General features: G+C 75.2%; 3 protein-coding genes. 1 reads left to right on the top strand and 2 read right to left on the bottom strand.

Going from position 1 to position 2843, the window contains the following annotated elements; translation table 11 throughout:
• Positions 1–143: 143 nt before the first annotated feature.
• Complete coding sequence (locus tag ACIA77_RS52040; RefSeq protein ID WP_395893681.1) at positions 144–1070, bottom strand: alcohol dehydrogenase catalytic domain-containing protein; 927 nt, start codon at positions 1068–1070, stop codon at positions 144–146.
• A 91-nt stretch (positions 1071–1161) separates the two neighbouring features.
• Positions 1162–1953 carry a helix-turn-helix transcriptional regulator gene (locus ACIA77_RS52035; protein ID WP_395893680.1) on the bottom strand — a complete coding sequence of 264 codons (792 nt, stop codon included), beginning with the start codon at positions 1951–1953 and terminating at the stop codon, positions 1162–1164.
• A gap of 63 nt (positions 1954–2016) precedes the next feature.
• Here ACIA77_RS52035 and ACIA77_RS52030 point away from each other — a divergent pair, with 63 nt between their 5' ends.
• Positions 2017–2724 (top strand): SDR family oxidoreductase, encoded by a 708-nt coding sequence (locus tag ACIA77_RS52030; RefSeq protein ID WP_395893679.1) that lies wholly within the window; start codon positions 2017–2019, stop codon positions 2722–2724.
• Positions 2725–2843: the final 119 nt, after the last annotated feature.

The following is a 2843-nucleotide window of genomic DNA, read 5'->3' as shown; positions in this document are numbered from 1 at the left end:
TACCCCCGCCCACCCCCACACACCCCCCCCTGCCTGCGCCCGCTTCCCCGGCGGGGGGGGGGGGGGCCCGGTGCTTCAAAAAACACCCCGCGCCCCCCCCCCCCCCCCCCCCCCCCCCCCCCCCCTCCCCCTGCCGAGAGAGCTCAGATCGTCACGACCACCGCGGTGCCGTGCGCACCCTCGCGGACGTGGGCGAGGGCGCCGGCCGCGTCGGCCAGCGGGTAGCGTGCGCCGATTTCCAACGGCAGGGTGCCGGCCGCCAGCAGGCGCAGCAGGGTGGCCAGGCGGGGGCCGTCGGGCGCGACGTAGACCTCCGCGGGAGTGATGCCGCGCGCCGGGGCGGGCGGGTCGGACGTGATCGTGGCGAGGCGGCCACCGTCGCGGACGGCGGCGAGAACTTGCCCGGCTTGGCCCGGAACGGCGTTCACGGCGCAATCGATGCCGAGCTCGCGGGCGGCGTCCGGCCAGCCGGGGTCCGAATAGGACAGAACCTGCGCGGCCCCGAGAGCCCGCAGGCGCTCGGCGCTCGACGGGCTGCCGGTGACGATCACGCGAGCGCCGTGGTACGAGCCGAGCGCCACGAGCAGCCGCCCGGTCACGCCGCCGGCGCCGTGGACGAGCAGCGTCTCCCCCGGTTTGAGGCCCACGGCGTCCTGCAGCGTCTGGTCGGCGGTCAACGCCGGCACGGCGAACGCGGCGGCCGCGTCGAAGTCGAGCCCCTCCGGCAGCGCGGCGACCTCGGCGGCGCGGACCAGGAACTGCGAAGCCCACGCCCCCTGCGCGAGGAACGGCGCCGAGTGCACCGCCACCCGGCTGCCCACCGCGACGTCCCGCACGTCGCCGCCCACCGCGGCCACGACGCCGGCGGCCTCCACCCCGAGCGCCATCGGCGGCCGCGCCCCGAGGTCCCACCCGCCGGTGCGCGCGATGTCGTCCCAGTTCCCGACGCCGGCGGCGCGCACCTCGACCAGCACCTCCCCCGGCCCGGGGGCCGGCGGCGCTTCGACTTCGACGGCTCGGACGTCGCCGCCGAACCGGTCGATCCCGGCGGCCCGCATGGTGTTCGTCATCGAGGGTTCCTTTCGTGTGAACACCCCTGACGCTAGGCCCGCACCCCGGCGCGGCGGAAAGACCGATAACGCGCGATTGAGTAGCTCGGGGTTATGAATCGAGCGTGCGGAACAGCCGCGCCGCGCGGGAGCCGGGGTCCGCCGTGATGAACACGACCTGCTGGTCGTCGTCGGGCACGGACAGGACGTCGCAGTTCACGCGGAGCGCGCCGTGGGCCGGGTGGTCGAAGGTTTTGGTGCGGTGGCCGGGCGTGCGCACGGGGTTGGTGGCCCAGAGGTGGGTGAACTCCTCGCTCGTGCGCAGGTCGGCGAGCAGCGCGCCCAGCCGCGCGTCGCGGGGGTACCGGGCGGCCGCCGCGCGCAACCGCGCGACGGCGATCTCGCCGAACTCCGCCGCACCGGAGTTGCGGTGCGCCACGGGTTCGAGGAACCTTCGGCGAGCCAGGTTCGGGTGGTCGCCGAGGCCGCCGAGCAGGGCTTCGGCCAGGGGGTTCCAGGCGATGATCTCGTACGTCGCGTCGGTGACGATGGCGCCGGTTTCGGGCAGCCGGCGCAGCAGGTCTGCGACGTACGGACGGACTTCGCGGGCGGGTCCCGGCGCCGCGGGCAGGGTCGTGCCGGCGAGCCGGAACAGGTGCCGTCGCTCGGCCGGCGGCAGGCGCAGCGCGCCGGCCAGCGAGTCGAGGATCCGCGGCGACGGGCGCGGTCCGCGGGCCTGCTCGAGCCGCGTGTAGTAGTCCACGGACATGGTCGCCAGGCTCGCGACCTCCTCGCGGCGCAGGCCGGGCGTGCGCCGCGGTCCGGTCGCGGGCAGGCCGACGTCGGCCGGGCGCAGTCCGCCCCGGCGGTCACGCAGGAACCGGGCCAGCTCTTCCCTCGCCACACGCACCTCCCTGGGATCGATTGTGCCTGGTTGCGGCGGGCCGCGGGCGGCACCGTCGAGGCCATGAACGATTCCACGGCCCTGGTGACCGGCGCCAACAAAGGCATCGGCAAGGAGATCGCCCGGCAGCTGGCCGATGCCGGCCTCACCGTCCTCGTCGGCTCGCGCGATCCGGAACGCGGCGAGCGCGCCGTCGCGGAGATCGGCGGCGACGCACGCCTGCTCGTGCTCGACGTGACCGACACCGACAGCATCGCGGCCGCCGCGGCGCGGGTCGACCGCCTCGACGTGCTGATCAACAACGCCGGCGTCATGGTCGACAGCCGCACCCCCGCCGAAGCCGAGGTGGCGAGCTTCCGCCGCACGTACGAGACGAACGTGTTCGGCGTCCTGGCCGTGACCAACGCGTTCCTGCCCGCGCTGCGCCGCTCCGCGCACCCGCGCGTGGTCAACGTCTCCAGCGGCACGGGTTCACTGACGTGGAGCGCCGGCGAACAGTTCCCGCACGTCGGCTCGGGCGCGGCCTACCGCTCGTCGAAGACGGCGCTCAACGCGCTCACCCTGTACTACGCCCACGCCCTGGCCGACGAGGGGTTCAAGATCAACGCCCTGGCCCCGGGTCTGCGTCGCACGGACCTGAACGAGCGCGCGGCCGCCGCCGACGGCGACCCCGCCGAAGCCGCCGCGGGCGCCGTCCGGCTGGCCCTGCTGGCGGACGACGGACCCACCGGCGAGTTCGTTTCGTGGGACGGCAGTCCCGCTCCGTGGTGACCCGTCCGGCGCCCGATCACCCGCCTGAGCGATGCTCCTATGCGTCAAGCCGCTTGTGGTTCGGCGGCCGGTGGCGGGGCTGGCAGGGCGGTGTTGTGGCTGGTGAGTGCCTTGAAGAC

The sequence above is a fragment of the Amycolatopsis sp. NPDC051903 genome (assembly GCF_044452505.1).
GTDB lineage: Bacteria > Actinomycetota > Actinomycetes > Mycobacteriales > Pseudonocardiaceae > Amycolatopsis.
This window is presented reverse-complemented; position numbering and strand designations above follow the sequence as displayed.